The 21,842-nt window shown below is 74.7% G+C and carries 19 protein-coding genes and 3 pseudogenes; 8 read left to right on the forward strand and 14 right to left on the reverse strand.

The annotated features are described in order from the left end of the window. Positions 1-211 precede the first annotated feature (211 nt). On the reverse strand, positions 212-1,675 hold the full coding sequence (locus tag GEV43_RS54260; RefSeq protein WP_160825567.1) for an aminotransferase class I/II-fold pyridoxal phosphate-dependent enzyme: 1,464 nt from the start codon (positions 1,673-1,675) through the stop codon (positions 212-214). 152 nt (positions 1,676-1,827) lie between these two features. Between GEV43_RS54260 and GEV43_RS38330 the strand changes: the two genes are divergently transcribed. Beyond that, positions 1,828-2,196 carry a co-chaperone YbbN gene (locus GEV43_RS38330; protein ID WP_160825568.1) on the forward strand — a complete coding sequence of 123 codons (369 nt, stop codon included), beginning with the start codon at positions 1,828-1,830 and terminating at the stop codon, positions 2,194-2,196. 40 nt (positions 2,197-2,236) lie between these two features. Here GEV43_RS38330 and GEV43_RS38335 read toward each other — a convergent pair whose 3' ends face one another. Beyond that, positions 2,237-2,995, reverse strand: coding sequence for a Crp/Fnr family transcriptional regulator (locus GEV43_RS38335; protein WP_309240155.1), 759 nt, complete (start codon positions 2,993-2,995; stop codon positions 2,237-2,239). 620 nt (positions 2,996-3,615) lie between these two features. Continuing rightward, positions 3,616-4,545, reverse strand: coding sequence for a 5'-3' exonuclease (locus GEV43_RS38340; RefSeq protein WP_160825569.1), 930 nt, complete (start codon positions 4,543-4,545; stop codon positions 3,616-3,618). A gap of 211 nt (positions 4,546-4,756) precedes the next feature. Here GEV43_RS38340 and GEV43_RS38345 point away from each other — a divergent pair, with 211 nt between their 5' ends. Further along, the gene (locus GEV43_RS38345; protein ID WP_160825570.1) at positions 4,757-6,136 is read left to right on the forward strand and encodes an FAD-dependent monooxygenase; all 1,380 of its coding nucleotides are present in this window, start codon (positions 4,757-4,759) and stop codon (positions 6,134-6,136) included. Positions 6,137-6,259: 123 nt separating this feature from the next. Here GEV43_RS38345 and GEV43_RS38350 read toward each other — a convergent pair whose 3' ends face one another. Beyond that, positions 6,260-6,667: a hypothetical protein gene (locus tag GEV43_RS38350; protein WP_160825571.1), complete on the reverse strand. Its 408-nt coding sequence runs from the start codon at positions 6,665-6,667 to the stop codon at positions 6,260-6,262. A gap of 249 nt (positions 6,668-6,916) precedes the next feature. Here GEV43_RS38350 and GEV43_RS38355 point away from each other — a divergent pair, with 249 nt between their 5' ends. Continuing rightward, on the forward strand, positions 6,917-7,219 hold the full coding sequence (locus GEV43_RS38355) for a helix-turn-helix transcriptional regulator (protein WP_160825572.1): 303 nt from the start codon (positions 6,917-6,919) through the stop codon (positions 7,217-7,219). Then, positions 7,209-7,835 (forward strand): YbaK/EbsC family protein, encoded by a 627-nt coding sequence (locus GEV43_RS38360; protein WP_309240156.1) that lies wholly within the window; start codon positions 7,209-7,211, stop codon positions 7,833-7,835. The genes GEV43_RS38355 and GEV43_RS38360 overlap by 11 nt, the downstream gene beginning before the upstream one ends. A gap of 59 nt (positions 7,836-7,894) precedes the next feature. Here GEV43_RS38360 and GEV43_RS38365 read toward each other — a convergent pair whose 3' ends face one another. Both GEV43_RS38365 and GEV43_RS38370 read right to left on the reverse strand, forming a co-directional pair. After that, positions 7,895-8,827 carry an HD domain-containing protein gene (locus tag GEV43_RS38365; protein ID WP_160825573.1) on the reverse strand — a complete coding sequence of 311 codons (933 nt, stop codon included), beginning with the start codon at positions 8,825-8,827 and terminating at the stop codon, positions 7,895-7,897. 1 nt (position 8,828) lies between these two features. Then, a complete protein-coding gene (locus GEV43_RS38370) occupies positions 8,829-9,185 on the reverse strand; it encodes a PadR family transcriptional regulator (RefSeq protein ID WP_160825574.1) in 357 nt (118 codons plus the stop codon). Positions 9,186-9,428: 243 nt separating this feature from the next. Between GEV43_RS38370 and GEV43_RS38375 the strand changes: the two genes are divergently transcribed. The 3 genes from GEV43_RS38375 to GEV43_RS38385 all read left to right on the forward strand — a co-directional run bounded on the left by GEV43_RS38375 (position 9,429) and on the right by GEV43_RS38385 (position 12,656). Next, the gene (locus tag GEV43_RS38375) at positions 9,429-11,315 is read left to right on the forward strand and encodes a hypothetical protein (protein WP_160825575.1); all 1,887 of its coding nucleotides are present in this window, start codon (positions 9,429-9,431) and stop codon (positions 11,313-11,315) included. 352 nt (positions 11,316-11,667) lie between these two features. Continuing rightward, positions 11,668-12,216 (forward strand): CGNR zinc finger domain-containing protein, encoded by a 549-nt coding sequence (locus GEV43_RS38380; protein WP_309240157.1) that lies wholly within the window; start codon positions 11,668-11,670, stop codon positions 12,214-12,216. After that, positions 12,213-12,656, forward strand: coding sequence for a protein-tyrosine phosphatase family protein (locus GEV43_RS38385; RefSeq protein ID WP_160825577.1), 444 nt, complete (start codon positions 12,213-12,215; stop codon positions 12,654-12,656). Before GEV43_RS38380 ends, GEV43_RS38385 begins: the two co-directional genes overlap by 4 nt. Before the next feature lie 159 nt (positions 12,657-12,815). Here GEV43_RS38385 and GEV43_RS52240 read toward each other — a convergent pair. The 7 genes and pseudogenes from GEV43_RS52240 to GEV43_RS56690 all read right to left on the reverse strand — a co-directional run. After that, positions 12,816-13,750 (reverse strand): annotated as a pseudogene (locus GEV43_RS52240) (DUF917 domain-containing protein); the annotation flags it as partial. Positions 13,751-13,775: 25 nt separating this feature from the next. Continuing rightward, positions 13,776-15,071, reverse strand: a complete 1,296-nt coding sequence (locus GEV43_RS38395; RefSeq protein WP_254715900.1) for a hydantoinase/oxoprolinase family protein — start codon at positions 15,069-15,071, stop codon at positions 13,776-13,778. 74 nt (positions 15,072-15,145) lie between these two features. After that, positions 15,146-15,352: pseudogene (locus GEV43_RS53445) on the reverse strand (hydantoinase/oxoprolinase N-terminal domain-containing protein); the annotation flags it as partial. 26 nt (positions 15,353-15,378) lie between these two features. Further along, positions 15,379-16,848, reverse strand: a complete 1,470-nt coding sequence (locus GEV43_RS38400; protein WP_160825578.1) for a cytosine permease — start codon at positions 16,846-16,848, stop codon at positions 15,379-15,381. A gap of 70 nt (positions 16,849-16,918) precedes the next feature. Further along, on the reverse strand, positions 16,919-18,346 hold the full coding sequence (locus GEV43_RS38405) for a hydantoinase/oxoprolinase N-terminal domain-containing protein (protein ID WP_160825579.1): 1,428 nt from the start codon (positions 18,344-18,346) through the stop codon (positions 16,919-16,921). Further along, on the reverse strand, positions 18,343-18,999 hold the full coding sequence (locus GEV43_RS38410) for a DUF917 family protein (RefSeq protein WP_160825580.1): 657 nt from the start codon (positions 18,997-18,999) through the stop codon (positions 18,343-18,345). The genes GEV43_RS38405 and GEV43_RS38410 overlap by 4 nt, the downstream gene beginning before the upstream one ends. A gap of 74 nt (positions 19,000-19,073) precedes the next feature. After that, positions 19,074-19,499: pseudogene (locus tag GEV43_RS56690) on the reverse strand (DUF917 family protein); the annotation flags it as partial. Between the two features lie 115 nt (positions 19,500-19,614). On the opposite strand from GEV43_RS56690, the gene GEV43_RS38415 reads away from it, so the two are divergent. Beyond that, complete coding sequence (locus tag GEV43_RS38415; protein WP_160826090.1) at positions 19,615-21,147, forward strand: CdaR family transcriptional regulator; 1,533 nt, start codon at positions 19,615-19,617, stop codon at positions 21,145-21,147. Between the two features lie 44 nt (positions 21,148-21,191). Here the strand turns inward: GEV43_RS38415 and GEV43_RS52255 are convergent, their stop codons facing one another. After that, complete coding sequence (locus GEV43_RS52255; protein WP_206681573.1) at positions 21,192-21,836, reverse strand: transglycosylase SLT domain-containing protein; 645 nt, start codon at positions 21,834-21,836, stop codon at positions 21,192-21,194. Positions 21,837-21,842: the final 6 nt, after the last annotated feature.

The following is a 21,842-nucleotide window of genomic DNA, read 5'->3' on the forward strand; positions in this document are numbered from 1 at the left end:
CCGCGCCGCGGCCCGGATCGGTGTCCGGTCCGCGGCGGCCCGGGTCGGCGTCCGATCTGAATTGGCGCGCCCGGTCCGGGGTGGGCGCCCGGTCCGGGGTGGGCGCCCGGTCCGGGGTGGGCGTCCGGTCCGGGTGGGCGTCCGGTCTGCGGCCGCCCGGGTCAGCGTCCGGCCCGGTGAGCGTTCGGGGCGGATCAGTGTTCGGGGCGGGTCAGCGTTGGATGCGGACGCGGATCGTGTCGGCGGTGGAGTCGACCGCGTCGGGGATCACCATTCCGGCGGCGGCGCCGCTGCGCAGGTAGTCCAGGATGGGCCGGGTGAGCCGTTCGCCCGGCACGACGGCGGGGATCCCCGGCGGGTACGGCGTGAGCATCTCGGCGCTGATCCGTCCGACCGCGTCGTCCGCCGGGATCTGCTCGGCCGGGCCGAAGAACGCGTCGCGGGGGCTGATCGCCTGCTCCAGCCGCAGTTCCGGCGGGTCGGGCACCTGCACCGCCGGGGCGCCGCGCAGTTCGGACGCCTGCTCGACCAGGGAGGACAGCGCGTCCAGGAGCCGTTCGGCGGTCTCCTGGGTGTCGGCGAACGTCAACTGGGCGCTGACCCGCCGGTGGTCGGCGAGGTGCAGGTTGATCCGGTGGGACTCGCGCAGCCGGTCGGCGGCCCGGTACCCGGACACGCCGAGCCCGGTCAGGTCGATGACGATCTGGAGCGGGTCCAGGTCGTACGCCATGCCGGGCGCGAGGAACGCGTCCCGTTCCACCGCCAGGCCGGGCAGTCCGGCGATCTTCTCGCGGAGCCCGTACGCGATGTCCAGGGCGCCGCCGAGCAGTTCGCGGCCGTGCTCGACCATCTGCCGCCGCCACCCGTCCAGGCCCGCGTAGATCAGCACGGACGGGCTCGTGGTGCCGAGCAGGTCCTCGCGTGCCTTCAGGACCGCCGGCTCGACCAGCCCGCCCTGCTGGTGGAACACCGACCCCTGCTCCAGCCCGGCGCCCATCTTGTGGACGCTCGTCACGCACACGTCGGCGCCCGCGTCCATCGCCCACGACGGCAGGTCGGGGTGGAACGGCAGGTGCGCGCCCCACGCCTCGTCCACGATCAGCGGTCGGCCCGTCCGGTGGCACGCCTCGGCGATCGCCGACAGCCCGGCGCACGTCCCGTACGGCGTCGGGCTCGTCACGAGGGCCCCGCGCGCGGTCGGGTGCTTGTCCAGCGCCCGCGCGTACGCCTCGGGCGACGGCGGATGCGCCAGGTGCCTCTCGGCGTCGAACTGCGGCTCCACCCACACGGGATGGACGCCCGACAGGATGAGGCCCGACACGACCGACTTGTGCGCGTCCCGTCCTACCAGCAGCTCCTCGTCGGGGCCCGCCACCGACAGCATCGCGCTCTTGACCGACAGCGAGCTGCCGCACGTCGAGAAGAACGTGTTCTCGGCGTGGACGGCGTCGGCCATCAGCTCCTGCGCCCGTTCCAGCACCTCGTGGGAGGAGCGGCGGTCGTCCAGCCCGGAGAACGTCAGCACGTCCGACCGGAACACCGCGTCGCCCAGCGCGTCCCGTACGCGGGGGTCGGCGCCGCGGCCCTGCTTGTGGCCGGGCGGCGTGAACGGCGTCTGCCCCTCCCGATGGTAGGCGTCGAGCGCGGCCAGCACGGGGGCTTCGGAGTGATCCATGCGGACTCGGTTCCCACGTCCCGCCACCCCTAACACCAGGAACGGCCCACGACACGCCCTCCCCGGCCCCCAGGACGCGACGGCGGGAAATCATGCGGCCCTTCCCGGTGTTCTCCCAGGAGCACAGGCTTCGAGCAAGGGGGAACGAGAGCATGGCGACCGTCGAGCTCACCAAGGACACCTTCGACGCCACCGTCGGAGGGAACGACTTCGTCCTCATCGACTTCTGGGCGTCCTGGTGCGGCCCGTGCCGGCAGTTCGCGCCGGTCTACGAGCGCGTGTCCGAGCGCCACTCCGACATCGTGTTCAGCAAGGTCGACACCGAGGCCGAGCAGGAACTCGCCGCCGCGTTCGACATCACCTCGATCCCGACCCTGGCGATCGTCCGCGACAAGGTGGTGCTGTACTCCGAGCCCGGCGCCCTCCCCGAGCAGGCCCTGGAGGACCTCATCACGCAGGCCCGCGGCCTGGACATGGAGGAGGTCCGCCGCCAGGTCGCCGACAAGGGCGCGGGCGCCTGACGGACGCGACGGCCGGGCCGCCGCCGAACGGGCGGTGGGGTCAGTCGGGGGCGCGGTCCTGGGCGAAGGCGCGCAGGCCCGGCAGGTCCACGACGGTGATCTTGCGCCAGCCGGTGCGGACCAGGCCGCGCTGGCGCAGGGTGTTGAGGGCCCGGGCGACGGTCTCGCGCGAGGCGTCCATCCAGCTCCCCAGCTCCTCCTGCGAGAGCGGCGGCGCGATGTCGATGCTGCCGTCGTCCGCGGGCGGGGTGTGGCGCGCCGACAGCGCGGCGAGGTCGGCGAGGAGCAGGGCCAGCCGCTGCGCGCCCTTCGCCGACACGTGCGCCTGGAGGCGGCGGTCGGCGTCGTCGAGGCGCCGTACGAACGTGCCGCTGACCAGCAGCCAGACCGCCGGATGCGCGTCCAGGAAGCCGGTGAAGCGGGCCGCCGGAACGATCAGCGCGCGGACCGGGCTCAGCGCCGTCACGGTCGCCGACCGGTGCCGGCTGCCCAGCACCGCGCTCTCGCACACCAGGTCGCCCGGCCCCCGCACGGCGAGCACCACGTCGTGGCCGTCCTCGGTGGACGAGGTCACCTTCGCCCAGCCGCGCTCGATGATGATGATGTGGTCGGACTCCTCGCCCTGGTAGCAGAGCGGGATCTTCGGCGGGAACCCGCGCGGGCGCGCCACCTCCCGCAGTGCCGTGCGCTCGGGACGCTCCAGCGCGTCCCAGAACCCCTCCCCCCGTGCGGGGAAGGCGGTCTCGGTCAGCATGACGGCGGGCCGGCCGCCGCGCGGCGGGGACGTCCTCTCGATCACCGGGGGTCCGTTCTGCGCGTCCTCCGCAGGACCGGACGCGCGTTTCGGGGAGGAGACGATTCCAGTGCACTCTCGGGGCACGGCCCTGGCAAGCCCCGCGCCCTGTGTGCCGCCCCACTAACGACACTCCCCGCCCCCACAGAACGCCCCACCCACTCGGGGTGCGGTGCCCGCTCGGGCCGGCCCTCCCGGTGGGGGCGGCGTGCCCGCTCGGGGCGGTGCGCTTGCTCGGGGCGGGGTGCCCGCTCGGGATGGGGTGCCCGCTCGGGACGGGGCGCCTGCTCGGGGCGGGGTGGGTGGGGGCGCGGTTCGGCGGGGGAGCCGGCACCCGTGGCAGATGGGGGGAGTGGGGCGGTGAGGCCCAGTGCCACGGGTACCGGCCCGCTCACGGGACCGCCGCGGCCGGCCCGGTGGTCATGCTGCCTCCCGCGGCTGGATGTGCGTGCTTGTGTGCACACCCAGCAAAGCCCGTCACTGATCACGATGCTGCTCCCGCGGGCACGCCTTGTCTGCGTCGTCTGACACATAGAGCCCCCTCCTTGTCAGAAACCTCCGCCCGGCCCACCCCGGTCCGAACGGTCCGAGTGGACCGCGTGGTGTGGGGATAGGGCGGGACGGGGTCAGGGGGAGTTCGCGGACAGGGCGTTGAGGAGGCGGTTGACGGGGCTGCTGAGGTTCCAGCGGTCGGCTAGTTCGATGAGGGCCGCCGGGTCGCGGGGGCCCGTGGGCAGTCGGTCGTCGAGGGCGGTCAGTTCGGGGGCGTCGATGTCCGTCACGACTCGTACGACCGTCTCGGCGGACGCCAGGTAGTCGCGCGCCGCCTCCATCTTGCGACGGGATCCGGCGGGGAAGCCCTCGTCCGTCCCCGCGTCCAGGGCCGCCAGGATCCCGTCGACCGAGCCGAACCGGGTGACCAGCGCCGCGGCCGTCTTGTCGCCGACGCCGGGGACGCCGGGCAGGCCGTCGCTCGGGTCGCCGCGCAGCGTGGCGTAGTCGCCGTAGCCGCGGCCCGGGATGCCGTACTTGGCCGCGACCTCCTTCTCGCCCATCACCTGGAGGTTGCGGATGCCGCGCGCGGTGTAGAGCACCAGGACCGGACCGCGCTCGTCCACGAGCTGGAACAGGTCGCGGTCGCCGGTCACGATGTCGACCGGTCCGTCCGCGGCGCCCCGTACCGCGAGGGTCCCGATCACGTCGTCGGCCTCGTACCCGGGGACGCCCGCGCGCGCCAGGCCGAACGCGTCCAGCACCGCGTCGATGACCGGGAGCTGCGCCTCCAGCGCGTCAGGGGTCTGGTCGCCGCCGTCGTCGGCGACGCGGTGGGCCTTGTAGGACGGCAGCGCGTCCACGCGGAACGCGGGCCGCCAGTCGGCGTCCATCGTGCAGACGAGCCGTTCGGGCGAGCGGTCCTGGACCAGCCGGGCGATCATGTCGATGAGGCCGCGCACCGCGTTCACGGGCGTCCCGTCCGGCGCGGTCACCGACTCGGGCACCCCGTAGAAGGCGCGGAAGTACAACGACGGCGTGTCCAGCAGCATCAGCCCGCTCATGGCCCACATCGTCGCACGTCCGGGCGGGACCCCGCCCGCCGTACGCGTGCGCGCGCGGCGGCGGCGTGGCCGGAACGAGCCGCGAGCCGTTCGTGGCGGGGCGGCCGGAGCGAGCTGCGGGTCGTCCCTGGCGGGGTGGCCGGAATGAGCCGTGGGCCGTCGCCGGCGGGCGCGGCGGCGTAGGGTCGGCGGCGCGGAGCGTGGAGGTCCCATGCGCGGCGGCACGGTGGCGGTGGTCGGCGGCAGCGTCGCGGGCTGCGCGGCGGCGCTCGCCGCGGAACGTTGCGGCGCCGACGAGATCGTCCTGTACGAGCGGGCGGCCGGCGGGCTCCAGGACCGCGGCGTCGGCCTCGGCATCCAGGACGACCGCTTCGACGAGCTGGTCGCCGCCGGGTACCTGGACGGCGACATTCCGTGGGTACGGCTCCTGAGGCGCCGCTGGTTCTCGGCCGGGCCGGGGCTCGGGCGCGAGTTCGCCGTGCAGCCGTTCGTGATCCGCTCGTACCGCTGGGGCTCGCTGTGGCGCGGCCTGCGCGCCCGCGTCCCCGCGCGCGTCACCTACCGCTCCTCCGCCGAGGTCGTCGAGGTCGTGCCGGAGCCCGGGGGCGCGGTGGTCAGGACCCGTACGGGCGGAGGGGGAGAGCCCGGGAGCGGGCGCGGCCCGGGCGGCGGCCGGGAGGTTGGGAGCGGACGCGGCCCGGGCGGCGGCCGGGAGGCCGAGAGCGGCCGGGGCGCGGGCGGCGGTGGGGACGGCGGCGCGGGCGGGGGTGGTGCTGGCGCGAGCGGCGGCGCGGGCGGGGGTGGTGGGGAGGAGCGCCGGTTCGATCTGGTGATCGGGGCGGACGGGTATCGGTCGGTGGTGCGGCGGGCGATGTTCCCGGACGTTCGTCCCGAGTACGCCGGGTACGTGCTGTGGCGCGGCACGTTCCCCGCCGCCCTGCTGGACGGCCCGCTCGCGGCGGCGTGGCCCGCCGCGGACGCCATCACGATCGGCATCCCGCGGGGCCATGCGCTCGCGTTCCGCATTCCAGGCGCGGACGGCGACATCGTCAACTGGGGCCTGTACGCGGTGCCGCCGCCGTCGGCCGCGCGGCTCGTGGACCCGACCACGCTTCCGCCCGGTTCCGTGACCGGCGAGCTGATGGCGCACTTCGCGCGTCTGGTCGAGGAGCACCTGCCGCCCGACTGGGCCCGGATCGTACGGCTGACGCCGCCCGGGGAGCTGTACGTCCAGCCGATCTACGACCTGTCGCTGCCCGCGCTCGCCTCCGGGCGCCTCCTGCTCGCCGGGGACGCGGCGGCGTGCGCCCGTCCCCACACCGGTGGCGGCGCGGTCAAGGCGCTCCAGGACGCCGTGGCCTTGGAGGACGCGTGGCGCGCCGCCGCCACCTGGGACGAGCTGCGGACCGCCTACGACTCCGCGCGTGCGCCCGGCGCCCGCGCGATCGTGGACCTCGGCCGCCGCCTCGGCCACGCGCAGGTGCCCGCCGCACCCGACTGGACGGCCATGGACGCCGAGGCGCTGGACGCGTGGTGGGGCGAGATCAGTTCCGCGGGCGGATTCGGCGGACTGTCCCTCCGCCGCGACTGAGCCCCTCCTTCCGCCCCCTCCGTCCCCCGTTCCCCCTGACCGAGCCACGGGCGGAGGGGGCGGGTGCGGGGGCCTCTGGTGGCGCGGGTCGTGCGATCCCCAGAGGCCCCCGCGGTCGGACGGCTAGCGGCAGCGGACGGGCCTTGCGCCCAGCAGCCGGACGTAGTGGCCGGCGACGTAGCCGACGCCGTGCCAGTTCTGGTTGCGGGGACCGAGCTTGTACCAGGTCCGGTCGCCGTGGATGGCCTGGCCCCGGGTCCAGCACTCGATCTGGAGCCGGTACCCGCGCTTGTAGATGCCCTTGGCGGCGGAATGGGTGGTGGGCCTGCTGCGGACGGTGATGGTCGAGGAGGTGACCCGGCCGTAGACGTAGCGGGGCGCGAGCGGGTCGGCCTGCGTGGTGGCCGCCCGGGCGGACGCGGACGGGCCGCCCGGTACGGACGCGGACTGCGCCGAGGCGGAGGGGACGGACGCCGCGAGGGCGCCGAGGGCGAGCGCCGCCGTGAAGAGGGCGCGTGAGGGGATGTGCATGTTTCCTCCGAGCAGAAGAACCTAACGTCACTTTTTGTAGTGACGAGTTTGCGAAATGTAACAACCGGGAGCGTGGCGGCGCTCTGGCGACGCAGTGACGCGCCCGTGTCGCTCCGGCCGAGAAACTGTGGTCGGCCCGGACTCCGCGTGAGGGACGGGTCATTGTCACCCGTATCCGGCCCCCAGGGGCTTGACCTCGGCGTCCGTTCACGATTGGACAGGTAATTAGCTAATTGCCATAATCCCTGAGTGCTCGACGTAGAACTGATCAAGGCGCTGGCGAACGACCGGCGGCTGCTGATCCTGGAGTGGCTGCGCGACCCCGAACGGCACTTCCCGCCCCAGCGCGACGGCGATCTCGTCCGCGACGGGGTCTGCTCGCTGTTCATCGCCCAGAAGCTCGGCGTGAGCCAGCCGACGTGCGGCGAACACCTGAAGGTGCTCGCGAAGGCGGGCCTGGTGCGCGGCAAGAAGATCAAGCAGTGGGTGTTCTACCAGCGCGACGAGGAACGCATAGCCGAGGCGAAGGAGCTGCTGAGCGGTGAGTGGTGAACTGGACGGCGTCGTCGCAGCGCCCGAGGAACCGCGCCTGGACGCGGAGTCGGACGCGGAGTCGGGCGCGAGCGCGGGTGCGGCCCTGCCGTCGGACGCGGACGTGGGCGCGGGTGCGGGTGTGGACGCGGACCTCGGGCTGTACGGGCGGCTGATCGGGGACCTGGACGCGGCGGGGGCCCGCTACCGGCTGATCGACCACGCGCCGGAGGGCCGGACCGACCTGGTCAGCGCCCTGCGCGGGAACGACGTCGCGCACGCCGCCAAGTGCCTGGTCGTGATGGTCAAGGTCGGCAAGAAGCGGAGCCGGTACGTGCTGGCCGTGGTCCCCGGTGACGCCCGCCTGGACCTCCAGGCGGTCAAGACGCTCCTGGACGGCACGTACGTCGCCTTCGCGAGCCGTGACAAGGCCGAGGAACTCGCCGGAAGCGTGAGCGGCACCGTTCTGCCTTTCTCGTACCACCCGCAGTTGGAGGTCATCGCGGACCCGGCGTTGCTGCGGGCGCCCGAACTCTTCTTCAACGCCGCGCGGCTGGACCGTTCGATCGCGCTCGCCACCGACGACTACGTTCGGCTGGCCGATCCGCGTGTCGTCCCCATCGTCGCCTCGTCCTGAACGAATGGGCGGGGGGCGCCGCGTTGCCTTTGTTTTGGACGTTCGGGGGCGTGGTGACGTCAGTCGTGGGGGGTGTCGTCGTCTCGTTCCAGGCCGAGTCTCCTTCGGGCGCCGGTGATGAGGGCGGAGAGGGCCGGAGGGACGCTGAGGACGAACGCGAGCGCGTCCGCGAGGCTCGTCCGGGCGAGCTGGTAGGTGAGCCAGGTGAGGGGAGGCGCGAGGGCGAGCCACGGACGGGCGCGGCTCGCCAGCACGGTGGTCAGCAGCGTCCGTGTGAGGCGGCGGGCCCGTGGACGCCACAGGACGACGGCCAGGGCCGGAACGCCGCGGAGCAGTTCGAGGACGTAGGCGCGGTGGCCGGTGGGGAGCGCGGCGAGTTCGGCGGCCCACTCCCTGAGATACCGGCCACGGGCCTGCGCGGGCAGGATCAGGGCCAGCGTGCGCAGGGCGGCGAATTCCGGCCCTGGGGCGAGGCGTTTCCGGGCGATGGATTCCAGCTCGGCCGCGACCGGTGCCAGGCCGAGCCGCCTTGCCAGGGGTACGAACGTTTCCAGTGTTTGCAGTGACTTCTGCCTCTGCTTGTGCGGAGCCAGGTATTCGACCGTTCGCATGTTGTGGAGGCGGTCGGAGAGCCTGAGGAGCAGGACGCGGTCGTCGGCCGCTTCCGGGACGCCGTCTTTCAGCTCGGCGAGGCCCGTGACGAGCTCTGAGACGTCGCCGCCGAACTCGGCGCGCAGCCGACCGGCGTCGAACGCCGTTTCGTCGAGAGTGTCGTGGAGCAGGGCGGCGCAGACCGTGGCGGGATCGCCGCCGGCCGCGGCGACCAGCGACGCGACCTCGACCGGATGCGTGATGTACGGCGCGCCGCTGTGCCGGAAGCGCCCCTCGTGTCGTTCGGCGGCGCGTGCGTAGGCGCGCTGGACGAGTGCGAGGTCGTTCGCGCCTAGGCGGCCCGCGAGCCTGTCGAGTAGGGGTGCGATGAGGCGGTCCATTTCACGCTCCCTGGGGGCCGGGCTCGGGCTCGGTCCGGAGACCGCTTCCGCGGAGGCCGCTTCCGCGGCGGGTGCGTCCGGCGCGTTTGGTGCGTCCGGCTCGTTCTGCCGCTGCGCGGGCCTGTAGGGCGCCCTCGCGGGTCAGGTGGTAGTAGCGGCGGGGCGGGCGTCCGGCCCGTTCGTCGGACGCCGCGTACTCCCAGCGGCTCTCCAGCCAGCCGTAGCCTTCGAGCTGGGCGAGCCTCGGGTACAGCGTCCCGTTTCCCAGTCCGGTGGCGGCCCGCAGCTCCAGCCCGTAGAACTCCCGGTTTGGGTCATCGAGGAAGACTCGGATCACGTCCAGCGTCGGACGCGTCATGCGTGGCTTATCCGACATATGTCGATGCTGCGGTGCGGGGCGGCCCGTCGGCCATGGGCGCGCGGGTGAGACGACGCTTACCGAGCTCTAGCGGCTGATCGTTCCGGTGGGCGTGATCGGGGTTGTTGCGGGGATATGGCGGCCGGGTTGTCGGGCCGCTGCGCCGCGGGTGGCGTGTCGGGGTGGACGGCCTCCCGTCCAGGCCAAGATCCTCCTTGCTGTCCTCGGACGCTTGGGGGAGCGGTGGACGGGAAGACGACGGCCAGATCATCGGCGGGCGCATCGGCGGGGGCGGCGGTGCGCGCATGGGCGAACGCGGGCGGGCGGTGGGTATGGCGGCACGCGCTCTTCGCCGTGGTGCTGGCCGGCGCGATCGCGCTCCGGGCCCTCGCGATCGCGGGACATCCCTCCGTGCTGTGGACCGGCGACTCGATCGTGTACCTGAACGGTTCGCTGACGCTCGCCCCATCGCCCAACCGTCCGAGCGGGTACTCGCTGCTGCTCTGGGCGTTGCGCCCCTTCCATAGCTTCACGGCGGTCCTGACCGTCCAGGCGGCCCTGGGCGTTCTGACGGGGGTGATGGTGTACGCGCTGGTCTGGCGTACGGCACGAACACGCTGGCCACGCCCGCTCGCACCGTCGCCCTCTGAGGGGCGGTCTCCTGAAGGTGCGGGGGGCGTGCGGGCGCGGGTGCTCGGGTGGTTGCCTGCGTGTCTTGCTGTGGTGGCGGCTGTTCCGGTTCTGTTCGACGGGAATCAGCTTCTGCTGGAGCATCTGCTGCTGTCGGATGAGCTGTTCGGGTTCCTGGTGATGGCGGCGGTGGCCGTTCTGCTGTGGCCTCCTGTGCGGTCCGCGTCCGGGGGACGTCTGCTCGTGCGCGTAGGTGTGGCAGGGGTCTTGCTGGGGTGTGCTGCGGTGACTCGGATGGCGGGCGTTCCCCTCATCGCCGTGGTGCTGGTCGCGATGGCGGTGTACGGCCGGCCGGGGCGACGACTGTTCACGCGCACCGCGCAGCGTACGGACGGCCCACTCGACACGCCCGTCCACGCCCCGCTCGATGGCCCCGCCCACCTTCGCAGCAACGCTGGCGTGGGCGGGCTTGGGGAGTCGGGCCGGCGCCGGAGTGCGGGCAGTGGCGCGAGCGGCCGTGTTGGGCGGTGGGCGGGGGCTCTGGTGGGGGCCGCGGTGCTGGTGGGGGCGTTTGTGATGCCGGTCGTGGCGTACATGGGCTGGTTCCGCGCCAATCACGGCGAGTTCGGGATGAGCAAGCACGGCGCGGTGTGGCTGTACGGGCGGACCGCGAGTTTCGCCGACTGCGCCCAGGTCACCGAACGGCATCCGGACCTCGCCGTACTCTGTCCGCGGCGGCCGCCCAGCGATCCGCGCGTGACGTCCCCGGTGTACGCGGCCATGTACACGCCCGACTCCCCGTTCAGGCGGTTGCCCGGCGGAATCTACGGTCCGCATTCCAACGCTCCGGCGGAACGGTTCGCCTGGACGGCCATAACGGCACAGCCGCTCGACTATGCGCGGGTCGTCATCAAGGACACGTTGAAAACGTTCGCGCCGGGGCGTTCTCCGTACCCGACCACCTGGACGGAGGCGCAATTGCACTTCCCGGCGGTCGTCAATCGGGCGTTCGACAAGCCGCCCGCCGCGCGCCAGAAGAGGCTCGCCCTCATCTACGGGGGCGATACCGCGCGCCCGCGGATCGTGAACCCGTACGCCCGGTGGATACGCCACTACCAGGCCCACTGGTACGTGCCCGGCCCGGCCTTGGCCGTTCTGCTGGGAATCGGGCTTGCCGGCGCGGCCGTTCGGCTCCTGCGGCGCGGCGAACGCCGTTCCAGGACCGAAGGGGCGGCGATCCTGCTGCCCTGGCTGACCGCTGCGGCCCTGCTGGTCATTCCCGTGGCCACCGCCGATTTCGACTATCGCTACGTTCTGCCCGCCCTGCCGCTCGCCTGCCTCGCGGCGGCCCTCGCCGTCATCCCCGGCAGGAGGCCGGACCCGGCTGCGTCCGCGCCCCAGTCCCCGGCCGTACGCGCGGAGCGAGCGCCGCAACGCGCCGACGGCATCGCGGCCGCGCATCGCGCCGACGACATCGCCGACCCTGATCCGCTCGTCTGAACGTCCCCGACGCCTCGCCGCCGTACGCCTCGCCGCCGTAGGCCGTGCCGTCGCGTGCTTCTGCCGCCGGGCGGACTGTGCTTGGTTGCCCTGGCCGCTGGGCGCGCCTGCCGCTTCAGTGCTGTGTCAGCGGACGGTCTGTTGCCGGGAGGGAGTGCCGCTGAACGTTGCGGCTTACTGGTTGCTCGTCTGCTGTGTCGCCGGATGGGTCTGCCATTTCGGCTCGGCGTTGGCGGTATGTCCTGGGAGTGCCGTTGAAGAGGGGGTAATGGGTGTAAGATTCTCACTCCGGTTACTTTGGTGGGAGTAAGGCTTGGAGATAGCTATCAACGATTACGGAGTGGGGGCGGCGGTGGCGACCGACCTGGTCAACACGTCGCCGACCGTACGGGGCGCCGCAGGGGAGGCCCTGCTGGGGCCGGACGCGCTGGCGGCGTTCCTGGGCGAGCACGACCTGCGACCCGACGCCGTGGCGGGCGGGCGTGCGCTGACTGAGGACGACCTTTTCCAGGTCGTTCTCCTGCGGCGGGAAGTGCGGGCGATCGTGGAGACCGAGACGGAGGAGCAGGCCGTCGCGGGCGCGGCGGTGCTGGCCGGGCGCGCTGGGCTCGTTCCGGTGCTGCGCCGCGACGCGGACGGCGGGTGGCAGTGGTACGTCCCGACCGCGCCGGACGCGCCCCTCGCGGACGAGCTTGCCGCGCTCATCGGCATCGGGCTGTTCGGCGTCGTCCGGGCGCTCGGCCATGAGCGCTTCCGCGCCTGCGCGGCCCCGGACTGCCGAGGCGTGTTCGTCGACATCAGCCGGGCGGGACGCCGCCGCTACTGCATGCCCGAACTGTGCGGCAACCGGCTCAATGTCGCCAACCACCGCGCGCGGCGCATGGGGAGCGTGGCCCGGTGAGCGCCTCGCCGCTGGTGGGCGCGCTCCGGCTTCCGGACGGTTCGTGGGTCCGCGGCCGGGGGCTGCGCCGTCCGCTTCCGGAGGGGCCGGCGCCCGAGTTCGGGCTCTACCTGGGGTCGGGGCGCCTCCGTGAACGCCACGAGGGCGACCTGCACTGGTCGCATGAGTGGATCGACTGGCCCGACTTCCTGCTGCCCCGCGACCGGGACGGGGCCGTACGGCACATCCGCGCGCTGCACGAACGGGCGCGGGCGGGCGCGGCGGTCGAGGTCGCGTGCGGGGGCGGCGTCGGCCGCACCGGAACGGTGATCGCGTGCCTCGCCGTCCTGGCCGGGGTGGACCCGGCGGACGCCGTCGCCTGGGCGCGGGAGCACCACCACCCCCGCGCCGTCGAGACCCCCTGGCAGCGCCGCTGGGTCACCCGCTTCCGGAACGGCTGACACCGCCGACCCCGGCCGGCCCGGTGGTTCGCGGGTCCCCGGCGTCCGGCTCGGGAGGTCGGTGGGGGAGGGGGACGTGGTCGTGGTCGTAGCCGAAGTAGCGGGGCCCGCCAGGGCCAGGCCGGCCGGGGTCAGCCAGCGCGGGTCGCAGGGGACGCCGAGGACGGTGACGCGCAGGCCGTAGCGGAGGTTCTCGGTGGTGACGGGGTCCCCGCCGTCGGTGTCCAGGACGCAGATCAGGTCCGGGGTCGTCGCGACCACCTCGCCGTCGCGGCGGGCGACGAGGTGCTCGTTCTGGAAGCTCAGGTCCAGGACGCGGCCGGCGTCGGCGCCGAGGCCCTCCAGGCGCGCGTCGCCGCGGGCGAAGCCGCCCGTGGTGCGGCGGCTGACATCCACGACCTTGCCGGTGAGCAGCGGGACGCCGCCGAGCAGGTCCGCCGCGGCGGCGACCGGGTCGGCGTGCGCGGCGCGAGCCTCGCGGACGGCGCGGCCCAGGTCCTCGGCCAGGGTGAGCGTCGCGGGGACGAGCCCGGCGGCGAGTTGGTCGCCGCGCATGACGGTGTCGGCGCACGAGACCGCGCAGCCCATCTCCACGCAGGCCGTCCGGGCGAGGCGTTCGGTCCAGTGGTTCGACGTGGTCTGGAGGACGAGGGTGTTGCCCTTGTCGTCGGCGACGGCCATCGGCGCGACCGTGACGCCGATCAGGCCGGGCAGCACCATCTGCGCCTCGGGGAACGCCCGGCCCATCGCGTCGCCGTCCACCAGCGGCAGGCCGGTGCGGGCGGCGGCGATGAACGGGGTCATCGAGTTCAGGCCGCCGACCTCGATCGGCATCAGGTGCGTGGCGCGGCGGCCGAGCGTCCGCTCCAGCGCGCGCAGCGCCCTGACCTCCTCGTCGCCCGCCGGGATCTTCTCGACGGAGACGGTGGGGCACCCATCGCCGAGACGGCGATCACGGTGGCGTCGGCGGGGACCTCGTCGATGTCCACGACCGTGACCGGCCCGTGCTCGCGGATGGCCTGCTGGGCGAGCAGCCGTCCGATGTACGGGTCGCCGCCGCCTCCGGTGCCGAGGATGCCCGCGCCGCGCGCCATGTCCTCCAGCTGGTCGGGTCCGATCTCACGCACGGTCGTTCTCCAGTCGGTTCAGGTCCAGGTCGCCGACGGCCTTGACGCGGATGCGGGTGGCGCCGCCGGGCAGGTACGCGAGCGGCACCTCCTCGACGTCGACGACGTCGACGGTGCCGGGACGGGCCCCGGCCCGCTCGGCGTGGGCGGCGGCCTCGGCCTTCGCCTCGTCCAGGACGGCGTCGCGGCGGCCCGGCGGGACCTGGAAGACCCGGTCGACCTCCCCGCCGACCTGCGCGATGGCGGCGCCGATCGCGTTCGCGACGGCGTAGTGGCCGGGGCGCCGGACGTCGGCGAAGCCGGGCAGCGCGTCGATCAGGACGCTGCCGCCGCCGACCGCGACCACCGGGATCGGCTCGGGCGAGGTGCGCATCCGGTCGACGGTCTCGGCGATCCGTCCGGCCGTGTGCGCGAGGGCCGCCTCCACCCGCGCGCGGTCGAGGCGGGCGACCCGCGAAGGGTCGCCGATCTCGGCGCGGCCGGCCGCGACGGCGAGGTCGGTGGCGGTGAGGGTGTCGCCGCCGAAGACGAGCGCCCGCTCCGTCAGCCGGTAGCCGACGCTGCGGGGGCCGACGGACGGGGCGTCGAGGTCGACGAGCGAGCCGCCGCCGATGCCGAGCGACAGCACGTCCGGGATGCGGAAGTTGGTGCGCACGCCGCCCATCTCCGCCTCGCCGGACGCCTCGCGCGGGAACCCGCCGGTGAGGATCCCGACGTCGGCGGTCGTCCCGCCGACGTCCACGACCGCGCAGTCCGCCAGGCCCGACAGGTACGCCGCACCGCGCATGGAGTTGGTCGGGCCGGACGCGAACGTGGCGATCGGCTGCTCGCGGGCCCGTTCGACGTCCATCAGGGTCCCGTCGTTCTGCGACAGGAACAGCGGCGCGCCGATGCCCGCCTCGTCCAGCGCCCGGCCGAACGCCGCCACGATCCGGACGGCGAGGTCGCGGAGCGCGGCGTTGACGATCGTGGCGTTCTCCCGGGGCAGCAGCCCGACGCGGCCGATCTCGTGCGACAGCGACAGGTGCACGTCCGGCCCGAGCTCGGCCGCGAGGATCTCTCCGGCGCGCCGTTCGGCGTCGGCGCTGACCGGCGAGAACACCGCCGACACCGCGACCGAGCGGACGCCGCGCGCGGCGATGGCGGCGGCGGTCGCGCGCAGTTCGTCCTCGTCGAGGTCCGACAGCGGCCGGCCGTCGTACTCGTGGCCGCCGTGGCACAGGTGGACGGCCGGGCCGTCCGCGTCGGGGCTGAGGGCGGCGCGGAGCCGGCCGGGCCAGTCGACCATCGGGGCAGCGCCGCCGTCGCGGGCAGCCCGAGCCGGACGGCCGCCGTCGGCGCCAGCCGCTCGCCCTCGACCAGGGCGTTCACGAAGTGGGTGGTGCCGATCATGACGGCGGTGACGGCGGCCGGGGGCACCCCCGACGCGCCGAGCACCGCGCCGATCGCGGCGACCACGCCGCCGGTCACCTCCGCGGTGGTCGGCGACTTGACCGTGGCGAGCACGCGGTCGCCGTCCAGCAGGACCGCGTCGGTGTTGGTCCCGCCGACGTCGATGCCGATGCGCATGGTTCTCCTCGTTGGATGGACGGTGGTCAGCCGGCGGCCGGAGCGGACGGCCCGGGCGGTGCGGACGGCCCGGCCGGTCCCGGCGGTTCGGGCGGCGCAGAAGGGTCGGACGGCGCGGAAGGGTCGGGCGGCGCGGAAGGATCGGGCGGCGCGGAGGCTTCGAGGGCGGCGGCCGGGTGGGCGGGCTGGTCGACGGGGAGTTCGCGGGTGCCGTTGACGAGTCCGAGGCGGGCGGCGGCCACGTAGCCGAGGGCGGCGAGCAGCAGCGAGTTCAGGGCGGGGACGCCGGGCCACTGGAGGTGGTCCGACAGCCAGCCGACCGTGGCGGCGGCCGCCCACAGCACCAGGGTGGCGGGCACCCAGCCGGGCTCGGTCGCCGGCAGCTCGCCCCGGGCGCGCGAGGCGTCCAGCACGGGCCGCCAGCGCCGGGCGACGAAGTACTCGGCGACCATGATCCCCGCGACCGGCGGGGTGAGGACGCCGAGCAGGGTGAGGAAGTCCTGGAAGCGGTCCAGGATCCCGGCGGCGGCGAGCAGGCTGCCGAGCACGCCGATGCCGACGGTGACGGCGACCCGGTTCAGCCGGACGCCGGTCAGCGACTCCACCGCGTTCATCAGGCCGAGCGCGGCGGAGTACAGGTTCCAGTTGTTGATCTTCACGGTGGCGGAGATCAGGATGATCACCCCGGCCACGCCGGACGAGGCGGTGATGATCGCGATCACGTCGGAGGTCTTGACCGCGTACGCCAGCAGCACGCCCGCGAGGCCGAGCACGTACTCCCCGAGCGAGATGCCGACCAGCGTCTGCTTGACGACGTCGCCCGTACTGCGGTTGAAACGCGTCATGTCGGGCGTGGTGACGGCGCCGACGATGTAGGAGCCCGCCACGATCGTCGCGCCCGTCGCGATCGACATGTGCTCGCCGAACGGCGGCGAGGCCACCAGGTCGCCCAGGCTGTGCTTGGAGACCTGCACGCTCATCGCCCACCCGGCGAGCCCGAGGAACGCCGGGACGGTCACGAACGCCGTCCAGCCCATCGCCTTGAAGCCCTTCAGCACCAGCAGCGTCACGCCGAGGCCGGTCAGCAGCGACCAGGCCCACATCGGCGGCCCGCCCGCCAGCGAGTGCAGCCCCCGGGCGAACACCGCCGTCTGGACCCCGAACCACCCGAACAGGCTCACCGCGATCACCAGGCCGATCAGCGTCGACCCGTACCGGCCGAACCCGGTCCAGCGCGCGAGCACCGAGGTGGACAGGCCCTCGCGCATCCCGGCGATCCCGACGAAGACGCAGACCACCTCCAGGATCACCGAGCCGAGCGTGAACGCCCAGAACGCGCCCCAGAACGACAGCCCCGCGCCCAGCGACGCGCCGAGCAGGAACTGCGTGAGGTCCGAGAGCTGCCCGAAGCGCTGGACGGCCACGTTGAACCAGGTGTAGCGAGCGGACTGCGGGACCCGTTCCAGCGGGAAGTCCTCATCGGTGCTCTGTGACATCGGGGCCTTTCGGGCGGGGGGTTGGCAGGGACGTGCGGGTCTCCGGGGCGCGGCGGGGCGCGGCCGGAGGTCAGAGGAGATGGGCGGGCCCGGAGGCCCGGGCGTGCAGGCGCAGGGTGGCGCCGGGCAGGTACGGCAGCGGCGTCCGGGACACCTCGGACACCGTCACCCGGCGCGGGTCGGCCCCGGCGCGCACGGCGCTCGCGCGGGCGTCCTCGCGGACCTCGGCCAGCACCGCCGCCAGGTCGGTGCCCGTGTCCACGCGCACGACCCGTTCGGCCTGGCCGCCGACCGGACTGGCCGCGGCGCCGATCGCCCCCGCCACCCCGCCGTGCTCGGGCACCAGAACCTCCCCGACCCCCGGCAGCCCCACCCCGTCCAGGCCCCCGGCGACCTCCAGAAGCCCGTTCGAACGGCCGGTGCCGTCGGGGTGGCTGGGGTCGTGTGCGCGGGCTTCGGCGAACGTGCCTGCCCCGCCGCCGACCAGTACCAGCGGGAGCCGGTCCGCGGACGGGCGCATCCGGTCGACCGCCTCGGCCAGTTCGGCGCGCGTGCGCGGGCCCGAGCGCGGAACCCGGATCAGGTCCGGCATCCAGAATCCCACCGGAACCCCGCCGATGCGCGCCCCGAACGCCTGCTGGGGGTAGCCGCCGGCGAGCGCGCCGACGCGGATCCGGTGCTCGCCGACGTCCGCGACGACCGCGCCGTCCCGCCCGGTCAGGATGGCCGCGCCGCGCAGCGTGCTGGCGAGGCTGCTGCCGAGCCCGAGGCCGGGGTGGCGGCGCAGGTGGTCCAGGCCCATCACGCTGCCGTCGCCGCGCGTGACCAGAACCGTCAGGTCCGGGCCGAACGCCTCGGCGAGTGCGGCGCGCAGGCCGTCCGCGAGGTCCCCGGCGAGCCGGTGCAGCGCGCCGTTCAGGACGGCGGTGTTCTCGCGCTCCAGGAGGCCGAGCGGCCCGAGCTCGCCGGACAGCGAGACGTGCGCCTCGCCCATCTCGCGCCGGACGATCTCGGCGGCGCGCCGTTCCTGCGCGCCGTCCACCGGGGCGAACACGCCGGTGATCGCGACGGCGCCCGCCCGGCCCGCGAGACCGGCCGCGAACCGGGCGACCGCGTCCTCGTCCAGCGCGGTCCAGTCGCCCGGCCCGAACCCGCCGCCGCCCTCGACGATCGCCGAGCCCGCGTGGACGGCGTCGACCAGGTCGGGCGGCCAGCCGTACAGCGGCCGGACGGCCCGCGCGGCGTTCCCGCCGATGCGCAGCACCCCGACCCGCGCCAGGCCGCGCCGTTCGACCACCGCGCGAGCGGGCCCGCGCAGGCCGACGGCCGCGCGCGACACCGGCTCCCCGGTACGGGGCAGGGCGCGCAGCGCGGCGCGCACCGCCGCGACCGGGTCGTCCGGCGCGGACGGGACCTTCGCCGTCGCGCGAGCGGCTCCTGTCCCGTCCAGCAGCACGGCATCGGTGTTGGTGGGCCCGACGTCGATCCCGGCGATCACGACCCACCCTCCCCGACGTCACTGGAGCCGGCGTCCCCGGGCGCGGCGGAGCTGGTCTCTTTCGGGCTGGTCTCTTTGGGCGCGTCGGGGGCGGTGTTCCCCGGGCCGGTCTCTCCGGGCGCGTCGGGGCTGCTCTTTCCGGGGTCGGTCAGTCCGAACGCGGTGGGGCCCGTTAGGGCGTGGCCCGCGGGGGTGCGCCACACGGGGGCGGACGGGGTCGTCACGACGCTCACCCGGAGTCCGTAGCGGACCCGGTCGACCTGCACCGCCGCGGCCGTACGGGTGTCCAGCACCGCGACCACGTCCGGGACGAGGGCCAGCGCGCGGCCGTCCTCGTAGGCGGCCAGGTACTCGCTCTGCGCCTCGATCCGCAGCAGCCGCCCGGCGTCGCCGCCGAGGCCCTCGACCAGTACGGCGGTCGCGCCGCCGCCGGGCCGTTCCACCGCCACGACCCTCCCGGTGACCAGGCGTTCCAGGCCCGCGCCCGGCTCGGCGGGCACGCCCCCGGCCAGCGCCTCCCCGATCGCGAGGGCACGCGACACCGAACCCGCCACGGCCGCCTCGCGCACCTGCCCGGCGCGCAGCGGGTACTCGCTCGCGACCGCGAGCCCGCCGAAGGCGTCCAGCACCCGCGCGTCAGCCGCTCCAGCCACGGCCCGTCCACGTGCTCCAGGACGACCGTACGGCCGCGCTCGTCCACCAGCACGCACGGCGTCGGCGCGAGCCCGGCGGACTCCATCGCGATCTGGTCCATGCGCGGGAACGCCCGGCCCATCCCGTCGGCGTCCACCAGCGGCAGCCCGAGCCCGGCCGCCCACGACGCCGCCTTGCACCCGTTGGAACCGCCGATCTCGCTGGACATCAGCGCCGCCACCGGCACACCGTGCAGCCGCTCGACGGTGTCGCGCAGCGTGCGCGCCTCGGCGTCGCCGCCGATCCGCTCGGTCGCGACGACCGGCGACCCGACGAGGCCGCAGGACATCACCAGGCCGTCCGCGGGCAGTTCCTCCGGCTGGACGACGCGCACCGGGCCGTGGTCGGCGACGGCCTGCGCGGCGGCGGACAGCGCGGGCCCGACGTCCCCGCCGCCGCCCGAGCCCAGCACGGCGCACCCGCGCGCGAACGCGGGCAGCGAGGCGTCATCCAGCAGCATGCGTCCAGGCTATGCGTGTCCCGCCCCGCACTCTCTGTGCTCCCGGCACGTGTTATCGCAGGTCACTGTGCTCGCCGCACAGCCGAGGACGGGTACGCTGGCGGGGGTGGAGACCATGCCGGCCGATCTGCTGGCCGCCCCCGGCGTGCCCGCCCGCCTGACCGCGCTGGCCGGACCGCTCACCGGCCGTCCCGTCGGCGGCGCCCGGCTCGTCGAGGACCCGACGTCCCTGAGCGCCCTCCCGGACGGCTCGCTCGCCATCCTCACCGGCCCGGCGTCCGAGCGCGCCACCGGCTACCGCCTGGACGTCGCGCTCCGCGACCTCACCGCCGTCGGCGGCTCCGCGCTGGTGCTCACCTCCCGTACCGTCCCGCCCGTCCCGCTCACGGCCCGGCTGATCGCCGAACGCGGCGGACTGGCCCTCCTGCACGCCGCCGCCGACCCGCCCGTCCTGCCCGGCCCGCTCGACCTGGCCGCCCTGGCCGGCGCGTTCACCCGCGTCATCGGCCGCGACGCCGAAGACGCCCTGGTCCGCCTCAGCGCAGCGATCGACGCCCTCCTGAACGCCGGCGACACCACGCACGGCGCACACAGCACGCAGGGCCTAGATGCCGCGAAGGGTGGGGGCGGCGTGGAAGGGGCGGATGGAGACGCGCGCCGGGTCCTCGCCGCTGTCACCGCCGCGCTCGGTGTTCCTCTGCGGGCAGGGCGGGCCGGGCCGGGCGAGATCGGCGCGGTGGCGCATGGTCACGGGGGTGAGGTGGCCGTGGCCGCGCCTCGGAGCGGCGGGCATCTCGATCGCGCCGTCGCGCTCGCCGTGCGGCTCGCCGCCCGTGCCATCGCCCGCGCGGACGACACCGGCGACAGTCCGGTCCGGTCCCGTTCGCTGCTGCTGTCGGAACTGCTGATCGCGCCGGAGGGGCAGGCGCTGCGGCTGCTGAGCCGCGCCCGCGCCCTCGGGCTTCCGGTGGACGGCTGGCACATCGTCCTGCGCGTCGAGCCCGCCGCGCTGCACGGCGCCGACCGGTACGACCTGCTCGACGCGGCCGACCGCGCCGCGCTGCGCGTCCTGCGGACCACCGGCGGGCACTGGAACTCCGCCCGCGCCGACGACGCGCTCCTGCTCATCCGGTCCCAGCCCGGCGACCCCGGGCTGCGCGCCGCCGTCGAGACCACCGAACGGCTCCTCGCCGGGCTGCGCGACCGGTTCCCCGGGGCCGACCTGCGCTGCGGCGTCGGCGGCGCGCACCAGGGCCCGCTCGGGCTGCGCGCCTCCGCCCGCGAGGCCCGTACCGCGCTCGCCCGCGGCGGTCCGCGCGGCGGGCGGCCCGTCACCGTCCACGACCTCGCCGGCCTCGACCGGATGCTCGGCGAGTGGTACGCCTCCGAGGCCGCCCGCGCGTCCGCCGAGGAACTCCTCGCCCCCATCACCGGGCTCGGCCCCGACCGCGCCCGGCCCCTGCTGCGGACCCTCCAGGCGTACCTGGACCACCAGGGGTCCCCGGCCCGCGCCGCCGAGGAACTGCACCTGCACCGCAACGCCGTCAGCGACCGGATCCGACGCGCGTCCACCCTCCTGGCCGTCGACCTCAACGACCCCGAGCAGCGCCTCGCCCTCCAACTCGCCTGCCGCGCGCTCCACCACTGACCGCCCCACCGGACGGTCCGTTGCGGCGCACGCGCGCCCGCGTCTCAGGAACGCAGCGCCTTCTCGGCGGCGGGCCCGTTCTCCCGGAACCGCTCCAGGTACGACCGCGCGTCGCGGCCGGGCGCGACGCCCCGCGCGAACGCCCTCATGTTGCCCGCACCCGCGTTGTAGCCCATGGCCAGCAGCTCGTTCCTGGTGTACGCGTCGGACCGTGCGGCCGGGAGCGCCCTCGCGAGGTCGTGCAGGTACCAGGCGGCGGCCTCGACGGCGAGGGACGGGTCGTCGGGCAGTTCCTCCCAGCGCCGGTCCGCGAAGCGCCCCCGCTTGGCCTCGTCGAACGCGGCCCGGTGCATGTTGGCGATGCCGAACGCCGCGTCCCGCTTGAACTTCTGCCAGGCCCGTTCCAGCTCCGGGTCGTGCGGCTTGTCGGCCTCGTTGTAGAGGATCGTCATCAGCAGGCGCGCGCTGACACCGGCCTTCTTCGCGTACCTGCGGACGTCCCCGGCGAACCGGGCGGGATCGCGTTCGCCGAGCTTCTTGGTCTTGGACGCGGTGGGGGACCCCGACGCGCCCGGCCTTCCGGACCGCCCGTCCCCGTCCGGATCGTTCTTCCCGCACGTCACGGCCCACAGAGCCACGGCGGCGAGCGGCACGGCCATCCAGCCCCAACGCCGTTCCCGTTCCGCCACCGGCCC

Source organism: Actinomadura sp. J1-007 (assembly GCF_009793335.1).
In the GTDB taxonomy this organism is placed as follows: domain Bacteria; phylum Actinomycetota; class Actinomycetes; order Streptosporangiales; family Streptosporangiaceae; genus Spirillospora; species Spirillospora yumaensis.